Origin of the sequence: Paenibacillus terrigena DSM 21567, from assembly GCF_000374845.1 — a bacterium.
Classification (GTDB): domain Bacteria; phylum Bacillota; class Bacilli; order Paenibacillales; family Paenibacillaceae; genus Paenibacillus_K; species Paenibacillus_K terrigena.
The window spans coordinates 831,718-855,771 of sequence record NZ_KB895412.1 but is presented as its reverse complement, the minus strand read 5'-3'; the positions used below and the strand labels follow the sequence as shown (position 1 = coordinate 855,771).

Here is a 24,054-nt window from a genome sequence, read left to right as displayed (position 1 = left end):
TTTCGAGGGAGCATAGCGCTTATCTGTCAACCTCGATTCTTCCCCATGCAAAATTGAATCAGTCGATTCCTCGTTAACCGATCATACTGATGGGGGTGGAATGTGATCGCTTCCATAGCAAACACCGCTTGCATCAGCGAAACCTTCTTATTGTCAGCTTTGCCATCCAGCCGCTCAATATATTCACGCATCGTTAAATCTTGCGACTTCGCCCCATACTGCTGAATCCATGTCTGCCATAAGAGCCATGCTACACGCTCGATTCGTCTTGGATCCTCATGGGATGTACGGAAGCGGAGGACTGCCCAGTGTAATCGGATGTACAAATGATATCGAAGCCAGAACCATACCCCTAGAATAATGAAACCTAGGATCCATCCGCCTGTTAGGATCCAGCTTGCGTTCCAGTTCTGTGCAGCATCATAGAGCTCTGACAATATCACCTTCAACCCTTGAAATGCCTGAATTAGTAAACTAGAAGCTTGAGGTTTAGAACCCGACGTTGTCGCAGTATCAACCGATGGTTGGTTTGAACTCGTCTCTGTCTGTGTGGAACTTGCTAGTGCGGGTGGCTTAGACTGCCCTGCTGCGAGCTGCTCTGATCCAATGCCCTTTTCTTCGTCGCCTGGCTGAAATCCTGGAGTAGGCTCAAATGGAATCCAACCCGCTCCTGGAAAATACACTTCAACCCATGCATGGGCATCGCTCATCCGCACGGTATACACATTCGCTGTATCTTCGGAAGGTTCACCCGGCGCGAATCCTTTGACCCATCTTGCTGGAATGCCTTGCGTGCGCAGCATCACAACCATGGCGGTCGAGAAATGATTACAGTAGCCTTTGAGCTGAGTGAACAGAAAGTCATCGACGAAATCTGCGCCTTTGGGCGGTACTGCTGTATTCGTTAAGGTGTAGGTATAGTACGTCCGTAAATATTGTTCAATGGCTTTCACTTGATCATAGCGATTCGTCTGGCCTGAGATGATCTGCTTAGACAGCTCTGATACTCTGTTCGGCAGCGAAGCAGGCAGCTGAAGATAGTCACGTGAAACGGACGCAGGATCGGATCCTTTGATCTGCCGGAGCTTATCAGGAGCTGCCTCAGGCATTCGCACATCAAGCATATATCCTGTTAACAGCTTCCCTTGCCCGATCGTATCTACACGTAATGCACCATCTTCCGGATGGACCTGAATCGCTGCCTCTGATGCATTCGCTTGACGAATGGCTGAATCGGCATCGGATCCCGACGCCTTTACATGCAATTGACCCAAACCTGTTATCTCTCCCCCTGCAAATAAAGGCCACTTCTGCATCGATATCGGGTTAGAGGACGTAAACCGAATCGACTGCTGAATCGATGGCAACGTGTTGCCCTCCTGATCGGGCGTTATAGGCGCAATGGGATCCCATTGCTGAAGGGGTTCCCATACATCGATCGATCCCGTCCAGCCTCGACCATCATAGACGCGCCTCGTCTCACCACGCCAATAGGATCGAACAGGAGATGTCGCTTCGAATACAATCGAAGGATCGGATTCGAGAGCTCCTCCCAGGGTCTGATCATTCTCGCTATATCCCGTCTCTCCTGATGTCTTCGCAAGGGAAGCGGTCTGTGTCTTCGCTGTATCCAGCCAATTCACAAGATCTGTCCCGATCGTCTCCGACGCCCATTGTTCCAGTCCAGCGAATTCCTGATCCCAAGCAACAGGCTTCACATTGGCTTGTTCAGCACGCCCGGCGAAGAGATATCCACTTCCTAAGCACAACATCACCGCAACGAGTGCGCCCGCCATCCATCGTCTCGGCCAGCCGAGCAGCATGGCCTGATTCCGACTCCAGCTCTTCGCAGCACGCCTCCCTTGTTCCAGGGTAATGATACGCAGAAGCGCAATAAGCAGCAGTGATTCCGCCACCGTTCGAATCATGCCCAGGGTGGTATCCATGCCGAAGCCCCAGAGCAGAATGATTTGATAGATCAAGGTGATGCTGATGAACAGCATACTGCTCTGGCGATGAATCGCTAGCGTTTGCACCGATGTTACGAGCATGGCCCATCCGATCAATAAGAGACCTGTACGGAGCTCGCCGCTATTCACGAACCCACCGCCACTCATTTGCAGCAGTAGACTCAAATTGGTAGCGAGTGAAGACATCATGCTCCCCAGTGCTTCCAGCCAGGAACTGCCCGTGGATGCGTAGATACTGATCCAAGTTCCGATGCAGGTCAGCGTATACAAAGACATCCGGATCGCCGTATGAAGCGTTAGGCAGCCGATCAGGAGGAAGCACGCGAGTGCTGCAAATAGCGGTGAAATCCGGTAAAAATCAATATTCTCTTGCAAGTGATACAGTGGGATCAACCATTCAGCGAACAGTCCGAACAATAATAATGAAATCATCGCACTTCGCATACGTTGACTTGTCTCATGCACTGACATCTTCCACACCTCCTCGCGGGGTTGGCAGCAGACCTTGCTTCGGCTCGATCCGATATAGTGTCGCTCCGATACGCTCCATGCGTTCGAGCCACATCTGTTCGTCCGGACTCACCTGATCGCGTTCCATCACCCACACCCATTCCAAGGGATGCCCTTGCGTGAAAAGCCACTGTGCGACCTCAGCTGCTTCCTGATCCATTCGTTCCGATACAATAGAAAATACCGTTCCACGCGGCTCACGCATTGCCGTATGCCTGATAGCTGTCAATAATGATGCTTGTCCCTTCGGCCCCACCTCAGCAAAATATTGCATGATCTCTGCTGTCATAAAGTTTTTCAGCAGCCACGTTCGACGTCCATCTAGCTGATGGCTGACGAGTGAAATTTCCGTTCCCATCGACAGGAGCTGCTCCAGCCGAGCGACACTCCAAGCAATCATCATTTCGAATCGTCTCCGCTTGCCTGAAGCCGTATCCAATATAAAACACACATAAGGTTCCCCCACACGATCTGGCAATCGGAGCTGCCATCTTCCTTGCTTCGCTGAGCTCTTCCAGTGGATTCGCTTCCAAGGATCTCCCGGAACATATTCCCGCAGTTCGGTTCCGAGCGTTGATGACTCCATTCCCGTTCGAGGCAAGTTCTGCTCCTCCGTGATGGAAGGCACGGAATATCCTGTTAACGCCTGTGGCCAACCGATCCGAGCCGGATAGATCAGAATCGATTCATCTGTCTTCACCTGTTTCTTCTTCGTAAAAAATCCAAATAAGTCTCCCGAACAGACCTCCATATCTGCAAAAGCATACCTCCCCCGCGCAAGCCCACCGACGCGGTAAACATACGTGATCCGCGATCGAAAACCTGGCAAGCAGAGATGGGGATGGGTAAAGATCGGTTGCGGTTGTATACCCTCTTGAGCGGATGTATGCACTGCACGTTCCGTGAGTGTGAGCCAGAACAACGGAATCCAAGAACGAACTATCACATCCATCGTCACCGTAAATGACTCACCGGCATAGAGATGATTCCGTTCAAGACGTCGAACGACTCGGATCTCGCGCAGTGCAAGCATCTGAATGAGGATACCGGATCCGATAACGCACGAGAACACGGTGAACAGGAACCATTCCACCGCACCATCTCGTAAGTTCGCTATAGCAAAGACGGCACCCCATAACGCAAGTGCCGCGAATCCCTTCCCTATCGTTCTCATGCTCTTCTCGCCCCCGAATCCGACTTGAACATCGGTACCGGTGCTTGGCTGATGAGATGCTTGAGCAGCTCTTCACACTGCACGCCCATCATTCGCGCCTGCGGCACAAGGGTCAGGCGATGTGCTAGGACGTCGACGGCGACAAGCTTCACGTCGTCGGGCACTACATAGGCGCGCCCATGCATATACGCATGGGCTTGCGCCGCGCGCATCCACATCAGCGATGCGCGGGGGCTCACACCGAGCGCAAGGTCTGCGTGCGCTCGTGTGGACTGGGCGATCAGCACGATATAGTGCTTGATCGCCTCATCGACATGCACCGCGCGGACTTCGCGCTGCATGCGAACGATGTCTTCGGCCATCACCAGCGGCCGAAGGTCATCGATGGGGTGGAGTTGCTGCATGCGATTCAGCAGCTCCACCTCTTCCATGGGCTCCGGGAAGCCGAGCTTGATCCGGAGCAAGAACCGATCCAGCTGCGCCTCCGGCAGCCGGTACGTGCCTTCAAAATCTTGCGGGTTCTGCGTCGCCATCAGTACGAACGGCTCGAGTAGCCGACGCGTGACGCCATCGACCGTTATCCGTCGCTCTTCCATCGCTTCGAGCAGCGCGGACTGCGTGCGTGGCGAGGTACGGTTGATCTCATCGGCAAGTACGAGATTCGCAAGTAGCGGCCCTGGGCGATATTCAAACTGCAAGGTCGCAGGATTATAGACCGAGACCCCTGTAATGTCCGACGGAAGCACATCTGGCGTGAATTGAATCCGCTGGAATGAACCGCCGATCGATTGGGCAACCGCACGCACCAGCATCGTCTTGCCCACGCCAGGGACATCTTCGATCAAGACATGTCCGCTGCACATCATCGCGAGGAATGTCTTCATTATGGCATCTCGCTTGCCAATCATCACACTCTCGACGCGTGCAATCATTTGCTCTACTAATTCAACAGGGCGTTCTTGACGAGGTAGAATCGGATTTGAATAAGACATTTTGGCGAAACCTCCATCTCTATGAGAAAAGTTCATTTCTAATAGTTTCGCCAGTTCAAGCTCGATTTAGACCTCTTAATCATCGATTATTCTGCTGTTTTACCGTCTTATTCCACGGTAACCTCCCGCTTCTGCCCATCATCTATATAGCTGAGGACCTTCACATTCATAATGTCCATCAAATCTCGTAAATTCAGCTGAGTACCCCCATCTTTCATCACATAGTCAAGCGATACTTCCATATTCTCCTCTCCTGGCCGCTTAACGATCGCTACATGCTTGATCATGTTCATTTCAGCTTGCATATCGCCAACTTTCAGAATTACGGTCTGCTGCTTGCCATCCCATTGAATTTCTCCGCCCATTCGGCTCGTCATCGTCCGCAGACTGACATAGAATTGATCGCGGATCATTTGATACTCTCCGGTATTCAACTGCCAAGTAGCTGAACCAAAACGTACAAATAACGGCAAGGATCGATTCATGACTTCACTCAGCGAAGCGTCTGGCCACGAGGCCGCATCCTGCATCATCATTCGATCAGCCTCCTCGGGTGACAATGCTGCCTTCACCCATTTCGACTTCTGCGCTAATCGGAATTGGACAGGTTTCACCTCAGACGTCAGTGCTGCGAACTGATATCCATTATTTTTGTAATATTGAATGATGGTCGGTAACGCCTTCACGCTCTCACTATGACCGGTACCATCATGCATCAGCACGGTTATATGTGACTTCAGCGGCCCCGATTTCACGCCCTTAATGATCTCCGCTGCAGGAACATTGCTACGTTTCGAATCCCCGCTATCCACATCCCAATCATGAATGATGAATTCGGCCTGGCCGAGGTGTTCGAAATAGCTGGCATCGAAATTTCCATACGTCCCTCCCGGTGCACGCAGCAGCGCAGGTCGCTGGCCAACGATTTGGTTCAGAACATTCTCGGTCTTGATGATTTGCCGCCAGAATTCTCGAAAATCGGTATATAATGGCTTGTACGCATGATTGTATGAATGATTGCCGAGCTGATGCCCTTCTTGGACGATTCGCTTAACGAGGTCAGGATAACTTTCTGCCTGCTGCCCTAGAACGAAGAACGTTGCCTTGATCTTTTCTTTAGCCAAAATATCCAGCACTTCTGAAGTGTTTTTGCTCGGCCCGTCGTCAAATGTTAAATAGACCGTCTTCGTCTCGGATGCCTTCGTCGACTGTTCCGCATTGGCAATTCCTGCAAACAGTGTATAGTTAAAAAGGAGAAGCAGCACCATGGCCCAGCCTCTCCGATTCCATTTCATACTAACGTTCTGACGGTTATTTCGTTGATTCTTCATTCCATACCCTCCCAAGTGTCTACGAAATCATTTATTTGCTAGAGTATATGGGAAGGTATGAAGCTCTATGACTCGGTCTACAATATTAATTGCTAAACTCATAGTGATAGAGGCACAGGGACGGCTGAAAATCATTATTAAGTTGATTCATATAGGAGGATTCGCTGGATGCACCAAATTGAGCAGTTGTTCCATGAATACGGCTATTTCGTACTCTTTTTCGGACTCCTACTTGAGTTCATCGCACTGCCTTTTCCCGGAGAGACGACGATGGCCTTTGCAGGGTATTTGTCCTATATGGGCAAGTTGAATTGGATGATCCTCATCATTGTCGCATTTTTCGGTACGACGATTGGGATGACCATTACTTACTTCATCGGACACGCGGTTGGGATGCCCTTCATTCGCAAATACGGTAAGTGGTTCTTCCTAAGTACAGGGAAAGTTGAAAAAACAGAGAAATGGTTCGGCAAATACGGCAATGGACTTATCTTTATCGGTTATTTCATCCCCGGCGTGCGTCATTTCACAGGATATTTTGCAGGCATTATTCGATTGCCTTTCAGAAAGTTCGCGATCTACGCTTATACAGGCGCTTTGTTCTGGGTCATTGTATTCATCTGGCTCGGTAAATTTTTCGGACCCCAGTGGAACAGAATCTTCAAACTCGTCGAGCACAATGCGCTGTATGTTGCCATTGGCGTTATCGTCATTTTGGTAGCCGTCGTACTGATCAAATATCGCAAACGGCTGTTCGGAAAATGAAATGAACGCTGAAGTGTCGGCTAACGAACCCAGCAGACCTTATTCGGCGAAAAAATGGCGATTTTCTGCTGTAACGAATCTCAGTATCGCTATTTTAAGAAAATGAGCCGCGAAACGCCCGTATTTGGTCAAATAAGCACTCTGGGATTCGTTAGCTCCCAAGTAGACCCCACTTCTCGGGTAATAAGCACTCTACGATTCGTTAGCTACATATCTCTCGACAAAAAACAGGGTATGTCGATGACGTCGACACACCCTGTTTTTTTGGATCATTTATGATTTCATCTGCTTCACGGTTTCCAGTACCGCTTCCACATGCCCTTTGACGCGCACTTTGCGCCATTCCGCAGCTAGTCTTCCCTCTTCATCCACTACGAACGTCGAACGGACGATACCTTCGAACTCATGGCCGTACAGCTTCTTCCACTGCCAGACGCCGAAGAGCTTACTAACCTCATGCTCCGTATCCGCAAGCAGCAGGAATGGCAGCTCATTTTTCGCGATGAACTTCAAATGTGCCTTCGTCTCGTCGCCGCTAATCCCGATGACCACCGTATTATGCTTAGCGAACTCCCCGCTGAAGTCGCGGAACTCACACGATTCCTGCGTACATGCAGGGGTTGAGCTTTTCGGATAAAAGTAAATCACAAGCTTCTTCCCGCGATAATCATGCAGCGAGACCTGCTCTCCGTTCGATGCGGGCAGTGTAAAATCAGGAATGCGTTGTCCTACTTGCAAATCTGCCATTCTATTCCCTCCTTACTCATTTGACCGTTGCTTCATCAACCGCTCCGCACCTGAATCGTACTTCCGATCGGCTGTTGTCTTCAGATTTCTTGATTGGACTGAACCTCACAAGGGTGAAATCCGAAGACAAAGGCGAACGCTATCGCTTCTCCAGTACGATTTCAGTTGCTCCGCTCCGTGCTTCTGAGATGTCGTCGTCCAAAGCATTTTAACCTACCATTCTTAAGACCCGGCGCCGCGATATTTCCGCACGCCATAGTTCCAGAACAGGATGCCGCCAGTTAGGAACACGATCCCCATCACCGGCGTCAGCAGCGCGAACGACTTCGTGATCTCTTGATCAAGGAAATACGACGCCGGGTAGACGCCTACGAAGGCGAACGGTGCAATCCAAGTCAACACGACTTGAATCAGACGATTATAGATCGTAATCGGGTAACGCCCGTACCCTTGAATGTTGAACATCAACGGCAGTATGCCTGTCGGTGCATCGGAGAAGAACGAAATCGCCGTTAAAGCCGTATACACGCCGGTATAGATCATCACGGAACCGATGACCATGACGATGAGCACCAGCAACTCCACGATTCCGAACGGAATATCGAGCTGTACCCAGCAGATGCCGAGAATGACCGCACCGACGAACGATCCAATGATGGATGGCGGATCGATATTTTCCAAAATCACCTGAAAGAGACTATGTGCGGGACGCGTCAGGACACGGTCCATCTCTCCTTTGACAATATAGCGTTCACTAAAACCCCATAAATTAATGAATGACATGAAGATCCCATAAGGGATCATGAAGTACCCATAGACGAACACCACTTCTGCTTCCGACCAGCCACCGAGCGAGTCGGTATGCTGGAAAATGACCAGAATAAAGATCAGATTCGTCGCTTGGAACAATAAGTCCGACAGCACCTCGACCCAGAAATCTGCACGATACGTCAGCTTCGTCTTGATATAGTTCTTCATATATTCCCAGATTAACGATGTATAGAATACCATGCTCTAACCCCCCTGTACGAACAACCGATGCCGCGCGCTGCGCCACATGAGGAAGATCGGAAGAATTAGAATCGTAAACCATAACAGTTGGATCCCTAGAACTTGCCAAATGCCTGTTCCTTGAATCCGTCCCGTGAACACCGAACTCGGCAAGAACGTAATCGCTTGGAACGGCAGGAACTTCATGATGCCGGACAACCAGCCAGGGAATAAGCTAATCGGCACGATCACGCCAGAGAACAGGTCAACAAGCACGCGTTTCATCCGCATCATACCTTCGTTGTTTTCCACGAAAAATGAGAGCAGTCCAGTGAAAATATTAATTTGTGAATTAATTAAGAAGCTCATTAATAACATAAACAGAAAGGCTGTCCATGCCGCAGGATCGGTCGGCAGCTTCACGGGGAACAAGATGCATGCAATGATCATCCCCGGGCCCATGAAGAGCAATAGGCGGAACAAGCCTTCGCCAAGACCTTGCATCATTTTGACGAAGACGTAGTTATAAGGCCGTATGAACTGAATCGCGACACTGCCATCCCGAATATCGTTCGCTATCTCCCGATCCAAGTTATTGAAGTAAAATGCACGGGCCATCCAAGACACCGCGACATAGGTCGTCATCTGATCAGCGGTGAACCCGCCGAGCGTCTGCTGCGACCCGTAGATCGCCTGCCAGGTGAAATAATAGACACCAATATTGAGCGTATAAATGAGTATACCGCTATAATAATTGACGCGGTAAGCCAGCATCATGAGGAAGCGAATACGGATAAAATCGAGATAAGCGCTAAACATTCGACACCTTCTCTTCACCCAGCAAATGCAGCTTCGACTCCTCTGCAGACCCTGACTTATAAATCTCGCGAACGATATCATCGGTATTCGTCTCGATAATCTTAATGTCCGTAATCTCCGTCGTGCCGACGACGCGACTCAACACATCCGATACGTTCACTTCGAGCGGAATCCATACTTTGGCGGTATATTCGTTCTCAATGGACCAAGCTACCTCAAGCCCAGCGGTCAAGAATTGTAGCTGCTCCAGCTGGAAAGGTGCTGCGAATTGGAAATGAACTTCACGTCCTTTACCCCACTTCGCCTTTAGCTCATCCAGACCTCCATCGTAGATAATTCGCCCATCATCGAGCATAATGACGCGCGAACAGAGGGCTTCAATATCTTGTAGATCATGTGTCGTGAGCAAAATGGTCGTCTCATAGCGCTGATTCATCTGCTTCAGGAATTCCCGAATCTCCGTCTTCACGACGATGTCGAGACCAATCGTGGGCTCATCCAAGAATACGATCGATGGGTTATGCAATAAGGAAGCAACGAGCTCGCAACGCATCCGCTGCCCGAGACTAAGCTTCCGTACTGGGCGATTCAGCAAGTCCTGCAACTGTAGGCGCTCGACAAGCTCATCTAACCGCTTCTTGAATTCCGCTTCGGGAACGCGATAGACTTTGCGAAGCAGCTGGAACGACTCGATCACACCGATATCCCACCATAACTGACTCCGTTGACCAAATACGACGCCGATCCCGCGTACGAACTTCTCACGCTCTTGATAAGGAACGAAGCCGTTCACCCGAATATCGCCAGAGGTCGGTACGAGGATCCCCGTCAGCATCTTAATCGTTGTCGATTTTCCTGCACCATTCTCGCCAATATAACCGCAAATTTCGCCTTTCGGAATCTGAAAGGATATATCTTTCACCGCACGGACCTTGGTATATTCACGACGGAACAAGTCCAGCATCGCGCCCTTGACGCCTTCACGGTTCTTCTGCACATTAAATTCCTTGCGCAAATCTTTTACATCTATGGCTAACACGATTCTAGCAACCTCCTGGTACAATGCCTAAAAAACGACAATTCATTTGATTTTTCTCCAAAAAAAAAACTATAATGTAATGATACTTTAAATAGATCATCTTGCAAAACCATTTATTATTCTTAAAATTCATAGAGAAGAAAGGAATGAAGGCAACATTTTATGAAAAAGATGAGCAAACGGGCAAAATGGATTACCTACTCCAGCATTACAATACTTGCTATTGTACTGATTTTTGCCGGCATCTATGCGTACCGCATGTACAAAGGTCTCGACAATATGAACAAGAACCCAGAGGACTCTATCTTTAAAAATAATACGCAAGTCGAAGAAATCAAGCCTCCGGAATGGACAGGCACGGAGCGCGTTAACATATTACTCTTAGGCGGCGATTCCAGGGGGCTCGCGAAGAACGAGGTGCCTCGTTCAGACTCCTTGATGATTGCATCCGTTGATCCCGTAACGAAAAAAGGAACGCTATTCTCCATCCTTCGGGATACGTATGTTGATATTCCAGACCATGGCAAAGAGCGGATCAATGCCGCGCTAGCGTATGGCGGACCGAACCTTGCGATGAAGACCGTTAGCGATGTCATGGGAATTCCGATTCAATATTATGTCTATGTTGACTTCAAAGGCTTCATTGCGTTGATCGATGCGATTGGCGGCATTGACTTCGAGGTCGAGAAAGATATGAAATACAGCAGTAAAGCGGATAAACACGAATACGATATTGATCTTAAAAAAGGGATGCAGCATCTCGACGGGAAATCAGCTCTCCAATATGTTCGATTCCGTCACGATGCGATGTCTGACTTTACCCGAACGGAGCGTCAACGCGAGTTCTTGAAAGCCGTCGCTGCGAAAATGCAATCGACATGGTCGATTATGAAATTGCCGGATATTCTCGAGCAAGTGAATCCGTTCATCGAGACGAACCTTACGGTCGATGATATGTGGAAGCTCGCAGCGCTTGGCTACGATACGAAGGTCGGCAGCAGCGTGCAGATTCCTCCAATGGATATGATCTCAGAAGAGAAAGCTGGCGGTGCAGCCGTCATTGGCGTCAAAGATTTCGACAAGTTGAAGGAATTCGTTCAAGAGACCTTCACGAAAGACAATGCACCTGAGCCGCCAGCAACGACGGACGCAGGTGGAAAAACGACAGACACAGGCACAACGACGAACGGAACAACGGAAAAGACAGATTCGAATGCCAGCACATCTAAGAAGTAACACAACACAGACATTATATATTCGAAGTTTTAAGGAGAATATTCAATGAATCGAGAACGTTCAGAACATTGGTATCAAGAAGCTTTAACCCATATCGTCGGTGGGGTGAACAGCCCTTCCAGATCCTTCAAGGCCGTTGGCGGCGGCGCTCCCGTCTTCATGGAACGCGGTCAAGGCGCTTATTTCTGGGATGTTGACGGCAATAAATATATTGATTACTTGGCGGCCTACGGCCCCATTATCGTTGGTCATGCACATCCGCATGTTACGGAAGCCATTACACGCGCAGCACAGAACGGTACCTTGTACGGTACACCGACGACGCTTGAGGTCGAATTCGCGAAGATGCTGAAGGATGCGATCCCTTCGCTCGATAAAGTGCGTTTCGTCAACTCAGGGACAGAAGCGGTTATGACAACCATTCGTGTGGCGCGTGCCTATACGAAACGGAATAAAATCATTAAATTCGCCGGGTGTTACCATGGGCATTCCGATCTTGTGCTTGTCGCTGCGGGATCCGGCCCTTCTACGCTGGGCATTCCAGATAGCGCTGGGATTCCAGCAAGTATTGCACAAGAAGTCATCACGGTGCCATTCAATGATCTGAACGCCTTGGAAGCCGCGCTTGCGCGCTGGGGCGACGATGTCGCAGCCGTGATGGTCGAGCCGATCGTCGGCAACTTCGGTATGGTCATGCCTGCACCAGGCTTCTTGGAAGGCCTCTGTCGCATCACGCGGCAGTTCGGCGCGCTGGTCATCTATGACGAAGTCATCAGCGCGTTCCGCTTCCATTACGGCAGCACGCAGACGTTCGCTGCGTTCGATGATTTTGCCGCGATCGAGCCGGATTTGACGGCGCTCGGCAAAATCATTGGCGGCGGCCTACCGATCGGTGCGTACGGCGGCCGCAAGCACGTCATGGAGCAGGTCGCACCGCTCGGACCTGCTTACCAAGCCGGCACGATGGCGGGCAACCCAGCCTCCATCGCTGCAGGGATTGCATGCCTGCAAGTCCTGCAGGCACCAGGCACGTATGAGCGTATGGATGCACTTGCCACGGCGCTCACAGTCGGCCTCGAAGACGCTGCGCGCAAGCACGGCGTACCTTTGACCATTAATCGTATTCGCGGTTCATTCTCTACGCATTTTTGCGACCATCCTGTGACAAACTATGAAGAAGCACAGCAATCCGACGGCGAGCTATTCGCTCAGTTCTTCCGCGGTATGCTGTCCCAAGGCATTTGCCTCGCTCCTTCAAAATATGAAGCCTGGTTCCTAACAACCGAGCACACAGAGGATGACATCGCAAAAACGATTGAAGCTGCTAACACCGCTTTCGATCACATGTCAGCCCGATAATCCGCCAATGTAACATCAATTTGTTATATTTGAAAGATTGAAAAGCCGTGACTTGTGTGATAGGATAGAGACAATTCAATACGTCTCCAAAGGGGAGTAGCAAGTAACAGTAAAGTCGTCATTACGGGAATCATCTTCCCCGGCTTTATTGGCAACGATCATGTTGTTTGCGAGACCTTTGCCACCTATGGTAAAGGTCTCTTTTTTATTGTCTAGATTAGACGCCGTTACCATAGAGGGTAACGGCGTTTTTTATTATATCTTGATTGGAGGAGTTGGAATTATGGATTTTTTCTCAATGGAGTTCTGGTCAGCATTGCTCGCAATCGTCATGATCGACCTTGTTCTCGCAGGCGATAATGCCATCGTTATTGGTCTAGCGGCACGTAACTTGCCAAAGGATAAACAAAAGAAAGTGATTATATGGGGGACGGTCGGAGCCATTGCGATTCGGGCCGCAGCAACATTAGTTGTCGTCTGGTTGCTCAAAATCCCAGGCTTGCTTATTGCGGGGGGACTCGTCCTTCTCTGGATCGCCGTCAAGCTGATGGTCGAGGAGAAAGAACACAACGTCGAATCCGGTCAGAGCCTCTGGGCAGCCATTCGAACGATCATTATCGCAGATGCTGTGATGGGTCTCGATAACGTGCTCGCTGTCGCAGGTGCAGCTCATAACAGCTTCTTGCTCGTCATTCTTGGACTCGCGATTTCGGTACCGATCGTTGTCTGGGGAAGTACAATCGTCTTAAAGTTCATGGAGAAGTATCCGATTATTATTACCATCGGTTCAGCGGTCCTCGGTTGGACAGCATCGAAGATGATCGTCGGCGAATCGTTCATAAAACCATTCTTCACGAATCCCGCCATCAAATATGGATTCGAAATTCTGGTCGTAGCCGCGGTCGTCATTACTGGGCTTCTCATCAAACGTCGCAGAGCTGGCGTCAAGCCGCATACAGAACCTCAAGCATAGGATTAGAAAGGCATCTCATGCACTAGAAAGTCTAGTCATGCGGTGCCTTTATTATGTTCGCTCATCTTTCTTGGTGAAGGTAGGTTCCGAATCCAACATCATAAGTGACTTGAATCCCTTCCCCGCTGCTCGCAGCAAAGTGCTGTTCATAATAGGCACACATCGTTTGAAATAAAGCACGACTACCGCCTACACTATCCGTTTGCTTCACCGCATTTGATGCACCGACTCGCTTCACGCTATGCAAGAACGCCATGACATCTCGATAGGTGAGAATGTACTCCTGCTGATCCCAACGAAATAAGCCCTGATCGCCAAACATCTGCTGCCAATCTGATCCGTTCGGATAGGATTGCCCATGCGGTATCATTGGTAGCCCAAGCTTAGATTCAGCTGCGGCGAAGGATCGGTGTAATTCATGAAATGTCTCGCCTGCGAACGTAGCAAAAGCGAACAACCCGTCTAGGGCTAACAATTGCTGCAAGGATCTACAAGTTCGCTTCGGGTCATTAAACCATTGGAAAACCGCAGACGACACAATAACATCATATGTGATTTTCTGCGAAAGGTGAGCCTTCTGGTCTTGCAACATTTGTGCGCACGCCCACTCCTCCGCATCTGCGACGATGAAAGTTACATTGGATGCATCTTCCCCTAACCTCTTCCGCGTCTCTTCGACCATACGCTCGGAGAGATCAAGCGCCGTGATGTGCGCCTGTGGGAATAACCGGCTGAGCTCTGCTGTAACAATCCCTGTTCCGCAGCCGATTTCTAGGATTCGCGACACGCTTCGTCCCTTCGCCCAGTCTGACACATAAGCAAGCAGTCGTTCTGCCATCCACCGCTGAACGACGGCGTATTGGTCATATTGTCCGGCATGGCGGTCGAAGTTGCGGCGAACTCGCTCTTTATCCATTTGTAATGTTGTTCCCATCGCGAAGTCTTCTCCTTAATGTTGTTAAAAATAAACCCCGTTGAACATGAAAAGGCATATGCCCTGCATTTGGTACATATGTAATCTGTTCAGCTGGAAGATTCATCGGTACAGCGCCAACTGGACACACATCATCTCGCGTGCCGTGAATCCAATGTAAATTCACCGATTGCTGCATTAACTTCATCCAGTCTTCGTGCAAATCGGTATCGAGCAAATATTGCAGCCCCGCAACCAAGCCTGCCCCCGTATAATCATGCGGCATCGTATGACGATGACCATCTTCCTGCGCGTCAATCAGCTGCGCCCGTTCTTCATCAGTAAGCAGCGAAGCTTGAAAAGCCTTCACTGTCGCCTCCGGCTCCTCTGCCATCTTCTTGCACATCCGTTCGACGACGCGTCTTGGCCACCCTTGCTCTCGGTTCGCCGTAACGAACTGAAGCGACGAGGCAACAAGGATCATCGACCCGAGTTCCCTTGCCAGTCCATTCAGATCATCATGCGCTAACGCCTCAATCCCGAGCATGCCGCCCATCGACCAGCCGATGATATGCAGATCCGCTGGCTTCGTGGATTCGAGGATACCTTGAATGTCCTCCTGCACGGCCTTACGAAAGTCCTCAACTGTATAGCAAGTTTGGAAGCTAGCAAATGAGTGATTGAACTCCGTTAACTCCGATACGACATCCTTCCACACCTCCGATGAAGTGCCATAACCATGAATCCAATAGATATGCGGCTTCGTCATATCATATCAACTCCATCTGCTGGCCAAGTTCAATCATGCAACGGGCTGCCCAATCCAAGTCTTGTTCCTTATGCGTTGCCATTAACGTGAAGCGGATCCGGGATGTCCCTTGCGGCACGGTAGGTGGCCTAATCGCCACAGCTGCGATTCCCTCCGCTTGCAGCGCCTCGCTATAGGCGATCGCCTGAGCATTATTTCCTATCATTAGCGGTATGATCTGACTCTCACTTGCTCCCGTATCGAACCCTGCTGCCTGCAATGCGGTGCGGAATTGCTGTGTCCGTGCCAGCAGAGCCTTGCGCCGCCAAGATTCTTGCCTAGAACGCAACCAATTCGCTCGCACGGCATAAATAACCATTGGCGGTAGTGCAGTATTGTAAATGAACGTGCGTGCACGATTGATCAGGAATTCAATCAAGATCGCATCTCCCGCAACATAAGCACCACAGCCCCCATAGGCTTTGCTGAACGTTCCCATCTGTACTTCAACGTGATCTTGCAGCCCCATCGCATGGACCAAGCCTTGCCCTTCGCTGCCATAGATCCCGCCGCTATGGGCTTCATCCACCATCAACATAGCTCCGTAACGATCCTTCAGCGTAACAAGATCATGAAGCGGTGCAATCGTGCCGTCCATACTGAAGATGGTATCCGTGACGATCAATTTGCGTGATTCCTTCGGCGCTTTCCTCAGCTGACTCTCCAGCTGGTTCAGATCCCGGTGACGATAACGCACATGTTCCGCACGACTTAACATTATCCCATCCACAATACTGGCATGATTCAACCGATCACTGAAGACGTAGTCATGCCTTCCTACGAGGGCAGGAATAATCCCCATGTTCGCCATATACCCGCTGCTGAACAACAGACATCGCTCTGTTCCTTTGAAGGCAGCAAATTCTTGTTCGAACTGCTCATAAATCGGATCATTCCCTGCAACAAGCCGAGAGGCCCCTGCTCCAGATAGGGAATTCATATTGGATAGTTCCGATCGATCTGCCGATTCGGATGCAAGGCCCAAATAATCATTGGAAGCCAAATTGAGCATTCGTTGCCCTTGGCGTTCCAGAAAGCCTTCAGGATTGAGCTCCGTTGCCACCAACTGCCGGCTCAGATGCTCCCCTTGCAATCGATCCAGTTCCTCCTGCATCCATCCCCACTTCACAACATTTACAGCGCACATAACTCAATCTCAAAGCCCATATCTTCGATCATGCGATGATCGTCTGTTGCTTCTTGACCCTCTGTCGTCAAGTAATCACCGACGAAGACCGAGTTCGCGGCATACAGCGCGAGCGGCTGCAGCGATCTTAAGTTGACCTCGCGACCACCCGAAGCACGAATCTCCTTATCCGGACAAATAAAACGGAACAGCGCAAGTACTTTCAGACAGTAGCGTGGATTCAAATGTTTAAGGGATTCAAGCGGTGTTCCTGGGATCGAATTCAAGAAGTTAACCGGAATGGAATCGGCATCGAGCTCACGAAGCGCGTAAGCCACATCAACGACATCTTCCTTCGACTCGCCCATCCCAACAATGCATCCTGAGCAAGGAGACATCCCAGCTGCTTTGGCACTCTCTACCGTCGTTACACGATCATCATAGGTATGTGTCTTCGTAATGCTCGAGAAATGCCCCGAACTCGTGTTCAAGTTATGATTGTAGCGATCAACCCCCGCTGTCTTCAGACGATTTGCTTGATCCTGCGACAGAATGCCAAGGCATGCACAGATCTTCATCGGCATCGTGGATTTGATCTCTTCGACAGCGGCAATAACTTGATCTAATTCACGAGGTGTCGGTCCCTTGCCGCTCGCTACGATACAGTAGGTTCCTGCCTGCATCTCCATCGCTTTACGCGCACCATCGATGAGGACACCCTTCTCAAGCAGCGGATATTTCTTCACCGGTGCTGTGGAGACAATCGATTGGGAGCAATAACCACAATCCTCTGGGCATAGCCCGCTCTTTGCATTGATGATTAAATTCAGCTTTACTTTCTTGCCGAAATAATGCTTACGCACACGGAATGCTGCATTCATAATTGCGAGCAATTCATCATCGTCTGCGGTAAGTACTGATAATGCTTCTTCTTTTGTTAACCGTTCTCCATTTAAAGCCTTGTCGGCATATGTATTCCAATCGATTTTTGTTAGTAATTCGCTCATTTCAATTCCTCTCCAATCCAATAAGTTGATGCAAATTCACACGTTCAGCAACCGTTGCGGCCCAAGCCATTCGCCATGCATCGTCAGCCTCTTCAGCCATCCAAGGCAAAATCCCAAGCACAGGAACATCCCCGAACGCTTCAATCATCATCGCGTTGTCTTTGACATTCGCTTCTTCCCCATCTTGATATCCATTCAGAATGATGCCTGCGATCTCGATCTCTGCCTGTCTTGCATACGCAATCGTCTGCAAGGCGTGATTCACAGTACCTAACCCCGCTCTAGCTACGATCAACAAGGGAAGCGCTAAATCCTTCGCCAAATCTAATATCAGATGCTGCTTGGTTAACGGAACGCCTAATCCGCCAGCACCTTCCACCATCCACATGCCGCCTTGTGCAAGTCTTGTCTTGCCCTCTTCAACCAAGTGATGATAGTCCAGCGCTAAACCGCTTCTCCGCGCCGCGATCCAAGGGGCTAAAGGATCTGGCAAAGTAACCGAAACGATATCTTCTTCCTGCTGATTCCCGATCCGGCTTCCATGGCGTAATCGATAGCTATCCGCATTTTCTTCCCCGACGCTTACCCCCGTCTGCACAGGCTTCCACAGCCTAACATCGTCGATGCCAAGATGGTGCGTTAATGCCGCAGCGACGCCGTAAGCCACTTGCGTTTTACCGACATCGGTATCGGTTCCTGTTATGAATAATCCTCTTCTACTGTTCATCGCTAATGCACCTCATATTGTCGTCTATGAAATTCTAATTGTCAACCAATTATAATATATTGGGTTAACAATTAGAATAGACAAAAAACTTCCGTTCACCACACGTACCCAGTGCAATGACGGAAGTTCTTCGGAATTATGGATTAATAAATACCGTATGTGCTTTAGTCCGATTCTCAATCTGGAAGCCTAATCCGTCAGCGAGCAGACGGAGTGGAACATAGGTTTTCTGTTCTTTCCCAACCTTGAGCAGGAAGGCTGGAGCATCGACGACAAGCGGTTGACCATTCACCGATGCAGATTTCGAGCCGATCGGCAGTGTCAGGACGCGGTCGCCATAGAAAATCGTTGCGGTTAATGTTTTGTTATCCCACTTGGAGGTTGCCCCCATCGCATCGACGATGTCTTTGATGGCCACGAATGTCCGATTGTTCCTTATCGTTGGCAGGTTTTTTGTTACGATCTCTTGCCCTTTCACAACAATCGTCGTCGCTCCTGTGCTGTCTGGCTTCGGTACACGATAGGATCCCCAGATCGACTCTGCGAACGACTTCGCCATCAACTCATACCCTTTTTGCGTCGGATGAATGTCTTGTTCCATCAAGTTAGTATGCGTTAACTCACCTTCTCTGCCTTTGAACAGTTCAGCAACATGTGCGACTTTGATCTCCGTCCCGTCATCCGAGAGGGCCTTCGCCATGCCGTCAATGGTGCTTGTAAATTGGTCAGCGACAGCCATCAATTTCTGATACAACGCTTCACGCTGGTATTTCGGCAAAGGCTGATATTGATCTGCGATAATAATCTTCGCCTTCGGATTCATCGCTTTGAGCATTTTCACCGTTTCCGTGACATTCAATGTGTACTGCTCGATCAGACGATCAACCAATCCATTAGCCTTGTCATCTGCCAAATCACTCATTTCGTTCAGTAAGGCACCAAAATCATTACCACCGATCGTAATCGTAATGACATCGGCTTGCTCAATATCAGCCTTGGCCTGTGCAATGCCTTGCTCGATTGAAGCTGCCCGCGGATCTGCTACGACGGACTTGAGATCGGCATACTTGAACGCCTGACCGGATTGAATCGCCTTCACGTAAATACGCAGTCCTTCGCTCGTTAACCCGAGAATGCCATAATTGCTTAATTTCGCTCTGCCCTTGTACAATGCTTGCTCCAAGACCCGATCAACGAAGCCATAAGGAACGGGGTTCTTCTCCTTGAGCAGCTGCGGCTCGAATCCTACGGTGAGCGAATCGCCTAGCGCGACATAACGCAGCTCAGACACAGCAGCTTGAGCATCCTTCACCTCTACTGCACTTCCCGCAGGAACGGCCGCGTAGGCACCACCCGCCCAGCTCATGCAGAGCATACACGCCATCACTGTCACCGCGATAGCTCTACGCTTCATTCGTGGTTGATATTTCATTACATTTCACCTCGACACCAATCTATGAATCTATCGATTTATTATATCATAATCAGGTTCTGCTTTACTTATGGTCTGCCATGTATGACGCTGCAACATAGCCAAATGTCATCGAAGGCCCCAAGGTCGCTCCCGGCCCTGGATATGTCTCTCCCATGACGGCGGCAGAACAGTTGCCTGTGGCGAATAAACCAGGGATCGGTACCCCAGCCGAATCTAGGGCACGCGCATACTCATCCGTTACGATACCGCCTTTCGTACCAATATCGCCCGGATAAATTGGTACAGCATAGTATGGACCGTTCTCAAGTGGAGCCAAGTTCGGATTTGGGTAGTTCGGATCGCCATAATAACGGTCATAAGCACTATCGCCGCGATGGAACGCTGTATCTTTGCCCTGCCGTGCATCACGATTAAATCGTTCGAATGTTGCTGTCAGCTTATCGGCAGGCACCCCCATCGCTTGAGCCAGCTCAGCGGGCGTATTTCCTTGCTTGATGAAGCCATTATCGAACCATTTCTTAGGGAATGGCTGACCCGGGAATAATCCTAAGAAAATATACCGGCTCTTCGTCGTCTTATCGATAATGATCCATGACGGTGTCGTTCGTGCTTCCGGCTTATCGTTCTTATACATCTGATCCACGAACTCATGATAAGGCACTGCTTCATTCAAATAACGTTCACCCGCTCCATTGACGACCATCATGTTCGGTAGCGCACGCTCTGCGACTAGGAAATACGGTGCCTGACCCGGAGGTATAACCGAAGGCGCCCCCCATACCCGATCCATGAGATCCAGCGTAGCACCAATACGTAACGATGCCTCGATCAAATCGCCTGTCTGCCCTTCCGAGGCTGAAGTCCATTTCTCTGACGTCGGAAGCGGAAGATATTGCTCACGCATTTTCTGGTTGTGAGAGAATCCGCCCGAAGCCAGGATCACGCCTTTCTTCGCTTCAATTCGCATCTGCTTGCCATCCCGCACAGCATTAAGGCCGACAACACACCCATCGTCCATCACATAATCTTGAAAAGCCGTCTTCACCCAGACTTCTCCCTGCACATCCATTAACGATCTACGCAGTCGGCCGATCAATGCTTCACCAAGTGAAGACAGACGAGCACCTGTCACAACGCTTCGGATTAATCGCATACCGAGTTTCAACGAGGTTTTTTTGCCCACCCATGTTCTTGTAATCATATTTACTTTATGAAATTCAAAGGCATTCATGACAATACCATACGTTGGCAGATTGGCGCGTCGCATATTCTTCCGTTCTTCACCGAGTTTGTTCAGATCGAAGATCAGCGGTTCTACAGAACGTCCTTGCGGAAATCCACCCGGCGCTTCTGGATAATAATCGGAATAGCCCGGGATGTACTTGAAGCGAACATGCGCCGTATTATCGTGGAAATAACGCACCATCTCCGCACCGCGTTTCACATAAGCCTCTTTCCGAACCTTCGGTACACGATCTCCAACCGTAGCATCCAAATAAGCTTGTGCTTTCTCCCACGTATCGCCTAGACCCGCTTCCGCCAAATAGTGATTCGTCGGTACCCAGATGGCCCCGCCCGATAAGGAGCTAGAGCCACCGAATAAAGCGGTCTTCTCAATAACTAGTGCAGACAGTCCCTTCAATCTTGCTGTCAACGCTGCCGCTAATCCCCCTGCACCCGAACCTACGACGACGACATCATAGCTTGCATCCCACGTATTGCCCATCGACCGATCTCCTTTCCAATTATGTATACGCTTACATAAAATGATGGGATTTGACAGCGTTGCTGCTGAATCCGATTGAATCGCTAATCTTGATGTGCATCAAGCAGCTTCTTATAAATGCGGAGCAATTCTTGCACTTCGGACTCCGTCAAATCTTTCATGAGATCATCAATCATGATAGTCCGCTGCTCTTGCAATTCGAATAGCACCGCTCTACCCTTCTCCGTGATTTCGAGCATAACAACACGCCGATCATCCTCTTGCATGACACGCTTCACCAGCTCGTTCTTCACCAGTTTGTCGGTCATCACGGTGACACCGCCAGAGGTAATCGCAAGCGTGTTCGCGAGTACCGTCGCACGTTGCGGCCCTTCCAGCTCCAATATTTCAAGCGCCATAAAATGCGTATGAGGTACATTCATGGTTGTACGCTTATTCCAATCCGTCATCCATCGCCGTCCAAGGACGTTATACATGTTGTAAATGTGATGAATATCTTGCTTCTGGATGCGGTCCACCCTCTTTCTGCGAGTCAAAAAATATCTTACTAGTAAGAATTCTACTCGTAAGATAAATCGTTGTAAACCCATATTTATCTAAATAAATGCACTTCTCACAGCTAACATCGGCACGTGAAGAAGCGGTCTCTGTATGAGACCATCCAAGTACAGTACTCGTCAAATAGATCCACACAGAAAAAGGCACTTCACTTCATCGATATCGATGAAGGAGTGCCTTTTTTATCCTACGCTAAGCGTTAATATTTACCCGTCTTCCCTTGCCTCTTCCCCCCGTCCAAATCCAGATACTGCTCACGACTAACACGGCCAGATAGAGATAGGGCCCATATGGCAACAACGTGCTGCCAAAGTGTACTACGACGAACGGGACGATCATAAGCAGATAAGGCATGATCCCCCACCCTGAGGCTTGCTGGGATTCTGCCATGGGTTCCGAGAACGGCAGCGACTTGGACATATATTTGTAGCACAGGCTCGTATAGACGATCGCATTCAATATGACGATGAAGAGATCGAGAATGATATGGCCTCCGAACAACGCGATGAAGATGATCGCCTGCACCAGGAACACAGGCATGAACATCCGCAGCAAGACCGCTTTGGACACCGCGCGATGGAATGCCGTAATATCTTGAACTGGAGCCACATGATAGATCCAAGCCCCCTTATGTCGACCAGAGAATCTCGCCATTGCGATACAGGTCGGGATAATCGTTAGACCGAAATATATCGTATAGTACAGCGAACTCGAGCTCAACTCTGCGAACCCCCCGCTCCGCAGCGTATTGAAGAGTAGAATAAACGGCAGTATGAAGGCGATCCCGAGCGATGGATAGACTTTGAGTTTAAACTCCCGCTCGCTCCCGAACATTCGGAGTACAAACCGGAAGAAAGCTTGCTCTTCCCGCGATGTACAGAGCACCTTCGCCAACGCGTGCTGCACAGGACGGCGCGCTCCTCCTCCGCCTTCCCCTTGGTAGGTCAACTTCATGAGATGCTGCTCGAACCTCGGGAGCGTACGGATATAGACCGCCACCGCAAGAATCGGAACGCAAATCGCGAGGATCGTCATCGCAATCAAATACGAATCTGTCGCTCCTTGGAGCAGTGCAAACGGCGCCGCATACCAAATTGGTGGCAGCAGCATGTTCCACCAAGCCGGCACCCAATCGAAATTAATCTGAACCAGATCGAACGATCGAATCACAATCTGATAACCAATGACGAGTCCGACGGAGAGGCCTATTTGCACATAATTAATCATATCCTTCAGCTTCTCGCCATCAAAGATTCGGAGTACGCCGAAATAGACCAGTGCAGTAAGAACAAGAATGAGTAGATCCAGTAGAATAATCTCTACGAGAAAAACCACCCCAAAGAGTACACCGTACCGGATGATTGACACAATCCATACCGGCGCCATCAATACAGCGGTGATAATGACCAGATAATTGCCGATATGGAGCGCCTTCGCCATACTAATCGTTCGCGGGTGGACAGCCTTCGTACTCAGAATGGACTTATCCCGAACATCGAGCAGGACCGAAGAGAAATCGGAGATCATTGAAGTCGTCATCATGAACAACATCATACTGAAGATAATGCTCATCTGGACCATCGGTTGGTTGCCGAGCATCAGAAACGGAATCATCATGCACCCAATAAACCCATACACTAATAACGATTTGCCAAAATAGTTCGTCTCCGTCAGCATATCGTCCTGCTGCTTCTTCTTGGACATCATCGTGAGCACCGTCGGAACTCGCCGACGATCCATCAGAAGCTTCACTTGTAAAATTTTACGCATGACAGGATAATCAACGCCTACCTTCGCGAATAACCCTTGGCAACGATCTAAGATCTTCAACACTCTGAATTCCTGCATC

General features: G+C 49.7%; 21 protein-coding genes. 4 read left to right on the top strand and 17 right to left on the bottom strand.

Going from position 1 to position 24,054, the window contains the following annotated elements; translation table 11 throughout:
• Positions 1-26 precede the first annotated feature (26 nt).
• The 4 genes from C558_RS0103930 to C558_RS30305 all read right to left on the bottom strand — a co-directional run bounded on the left by C558_RS0103930 (position 27) and on the right by C558_RS30305 (position 5,977).
• Positions 27-2,441, bottom strand: coding sequence for a transglutaminase-like domain-containing protein (locus tag C558_RS0103930; RefSeq protein ID WP_018754929.1), 2,415 nt, complete (start codon positions 2,439-2,441; stop codon positions 27-29).
• Entirely contained in the window at positions 2,428-3,654 is a 1,227-nt protein-coding gene (locus C558_RS0103925) for a DUF58 domain-containing protein (RefSeq protein ID WP_018754928.1), read from the bottom strand. Before C558_RS0103925 ends, C558_RS0103930 begins: the two co-directional genes overlap by 14 nt.
• Positions 3,651-4,646, bottom strand: a complete 996-nt coding sequence (locus tag C558_RS0103920) for an AAA family ATPase (protein ID WP_018754927.1) — start codon at positions 4,644-4,646, stop codon at positions 3,651-3,653. The genes C558_RS0103925 and C558_RS0103920 overlap by 4 nt, the downstream gene beginning before the upstream one ends.
• A gap of 107 nt (positions 4,647-4,753) precedes the next feature.
• A complete protein-coding gene (locus tag C558_RS30305) occupies positions 4,754-5,977 on the bottom strand; it encodes a polysaccharide deacetylase family protein (RefSeq protein ID WP_018754926.1) in 1,224 nt (407 codons plus the stop codon).
• Positions 5,978-6,145: 168 nt separating this feature from the next.
• Here C558_RS30305 and C558_RS0103910 point away from each other — a divergent pair, with 168 nt between their 5' ends.
• Positions 6,146-6,742 carry a DedA family protein gene (locus C558_RS0103910; protein ID WP_018754925.1) on the top strand — a complete coding sequence of 199 codons (597 nt, stop codon included), beginning with the start codon at positions 6,146-6,148 and terminating at the stop codon, positions 6,740-6,742.
• Positions 6,743-7,015: 273 nt separating this feature from the next.
• Here the strand turns inward: C558_RS0103910 and bcp are convergent, their stop codons facing one another.
• The 4 genes from bcp to C558_RS0103890 all read right to left on the bottom strand — a co-directional run bounded on the left by bcp (position 7,016) and on the right by C558_RS0103890 (position 10,337).
• Positions 7,016-7,489 carry a thioredoxin-dependent thiol peroxidase gene (gene bcp, locus C558_RS0103905; protein ID WP_018754924.1) on the bottom strand — a complete coding sequence of 158 codons (474 nt, stop codon included), beginning with the start codon at positions 7,487-7,489 and terminating at the stop codon, positions 7,016-7,018.
• Between the two features lie 222 nt (positions 7,490-7,711).
• Positions 7,712-8,500 carry an ABC transporter permease gene (locus tag C558_RS0103900; protein WP_018754923.1) on the bottom strand — a complete coding sequence of 263 codons (789 nt, stop codon included), beginning with the start codon at positions 8,498-8,500 and terminating at the stop codon, positions 7,712-7,714.
• Positions 8,501-8,503: 3 nt separating this feature from the next.
• Positions 8,504-9,298 (bottom strand): ABC transporter permease, encoded by a 795-nt coding sequence (locus C558_RS0103895; RefSeq protein WP_018754922.1) that lies wholly within the window; start codon positions 9,296-9,298, stop codon positions 8,504-8,506.
• Positions 9,291-10,337 carry an ABC transporter ATP-binding protein gene (locus C558_RS0103890; RefSeq protein ID WP_018754921.1) on the bottom strand — a complete coding sequence of 349 codons (1,047 nt, stop codon included), beginning with the start codon at positions 10,335-10,337 and terminating at the stop codon, positions 9,291-9,293. The genes C558_RS0103895 and C558_RS0103890 overlap by 8 nt, the downstream gene beginning before the upstream one ends.
• A gap of 162 nt (positions 10,338-10,499) precedes the next feature.
• On the opposite strand from C558_RS0103890, the gene C558_RS0103885 reads away from it, so the two are divergent.
• The 3 genes from C558_RS0103885 to C558_RS0103875 all read left to right on the top strand — a co-directional run bounded on the left by C558_RS0103885 (position 10,500) and on the right by C558_RS0103875 (position 13,905).
• On the top strand, positions 10,500-11,573 hold the full coding sequence (locus C558_RS0103885; RefSeq protein ID WP_018754920.1) for an LCP family protein: 1,074 nt from the start codon (positions 10,500-10,502) through the stop codon (positions 11,571-11,573).
• Between the two features lie 45 nt (positions 11,574-11,618).
• A complete protein-coding gene (locus C558_RS0103880) occupies positions 11,619-12,932 on the top strand; it encodes a glutamate-1-semialdehyde 2,1-aminomutase (RefSeq protein ID WP_018754919.1) in 1,314 nt (437 codons plus the stop codon).
• A 283-nt stretch (positions 12,933-13,215) separates the two neighbouring features.
• Positions 13,216-13,905 (top strand): TerC family protein, encoded by a 690-nt coding sequence (locus C558_RS0103875; RefSeq protein ID WP_018754918.1) that lies wholly within the window; start codon positions 13,216-13,218, stop codon positions 13,903-13,905.
• 61 nt (positions 13,906-13,966) lie between these two features.
• Here C558_RS0103875 and bioC read toward each other — a convergent pair whose 3' ends face one another.
• From bioC to C558_RS30290, 9 genes are all read right to left on the bottom strand, one after another.
• Positions 13,967-14,839, bottom strand: a complete 873-nt coding sequence (gene bioC, locus C558_RS30300; protein ID WP_018754917.1) for a malonyl-ACP O-methyltransferase BioC — start codon at positions 14,837-14,839, stop codon at positions 13,967-13,969.
• Positions 14,814-15,587 carry an alpha/beta fold hydrolase gene (locus tag C558_RS0103865; RefSeq protein WP_018754916.1) on the bottom strand — a complete coding sequence of 258 codons (774 nt, stop codon included), beginning with the start codon at positions 15,585-15,587 and terminating at the stop codon, positions 14,814-14,816. The genes bioC and C558_RS0103865 overlap by 26 nt, the downstream gene beginning before the upstream one ends.
• Position 15,588: 1 nt before the next feature.
• Positions 15,589-16,773: an 8-amino-7-oxononanoate synthase gene (gene bioF, locus C558_RS0103860; protein WP_245583719.1), complete on the bottom strand. Its 1,185-nt coding sequence runs from the start codon at positions 16,771-16,773 to the stop codon at positions 15,589-15,591.
• Positions 16,761-17,759, bottom strand: coding sequence for a biotin synthase BioB (gene bioB, locus C558_RS0103855; protein ID WP_018754914.1), 999 nt, complete (start codon positions 17,757-17,759; stop codon positions 16,761-16,763). Before bioB ends, bioF begins: the two co-directional genes overlap by 13 nt.
• A 1-nt stretch (position 17,760) precedes the next feature.
• Positions 17,761-18,486 (bottom strand): dethiobiotin synthase, encoded by a 726-nt coding sequence (bioD, locus tag C558_RS0103850; RefSeq protein WP_018754913.1) that lies wholly within the window; start codon positions 18,484-18,486, stop codon positions 17,761-17,763.
• A gap of 136 nt (positions 18,487-18,622) precedes the next feature.
• Positions 18,623-19,918, bottom strand: coding sequence for a stalk domain-containing protein (locus tag C558_RS0103845; RefSeq protein WP_018754912.1), 1,296 nt, complete (start codon positions 19,916-19,918; stop codon positions 18,623-18,625).
• Between the two features lie 64 nt (positions 19,919-19,982).
• A complete protein-coding gene (locus C558_RS0103840; RefSeq protein WP_018754911.1) occupies positions 19,983-21,647 on the bottom strand; it encodes an FAD-dependent oxidoreductase in 1,665 nt (554 codons plus the stop codon).
• Positions 21,648-21,730: 83 nt separating this feature from the next.
• A complete protein-coding gene (locus C558_RS30295) occupies positions 21,731-22,183 on the bottom strand; it encodes a MarR family winged helix-turn-helix transcriptional regulator (protein WP_211220731.1) in 453 nt (150 codons plus the stop codon).
• Between the two features lie 214 nt (positions 22,184-22,397).
• A complete protein-coding gene (locus tag C558_RS30290; protein ID WP_018754909.1) occupies positions 22,398-24,053 on the bottom strand; it encodes a hypothetical protein in 1,656 nt (551 codons plus the stop codon).
• Position 24,054 lies beyond the last annotated feature (1 nt).